The organism is Streptomyces sp. NRRL F-5135, assembly GCF_000719775.1.
Taxonomy (GTDB): domain Bacteria; phylum Actinomycetota; class Actinomycetes; order Streptomycetales; family Streptomycetaceae; genus Streptomyces; species Streptomyces hebeiensis.
Genome location: NZ_JOHR01000099.1, coordinates 1 through 280 on the forward strand (window position 1 = coordinate 1; position 280 = coordinate 280).

A 280-nucleotide genomic window follows, 5' to 3' on the forward strand; every position below is an offset into this window, starting at 1 on the left:
CCAGATCTACAACAAGTACTTCGACGACAAGCCCAAGTTCACCGACCACAACAAGCTTCCCGGCCCCAACGACCCGCTGGGCACCGGGGACTCGAAGCCCCCGGTATCCGAGAAGCCGTACGTGAGCCCGGGCGGTGCGAACGCCAAGGGCACGACGGTGAAGAGCGACCTCTTCACGCCCGGTCCGGCCCCCCTCCCGAACACGACCGTCTCGTCCGATCTCCCGGACGGGATCGGCAGCGGTCTCAACACGCCTCCGCCGCCCCCGTACTCGCCTCCG

At 67.5% G+C, this 280-nt stretch carries 1 protein-coding gene; it reads left to right on the plus strand.

The window, feature by feature from the left end; all coding sequences use genetic code 11:
- Positions 1-280: hypothetical protein (locus IG02_RS37480; protein WP_037805270.1), on the plus strand; the 280-nt coding region annotated here is incomplete at both ends.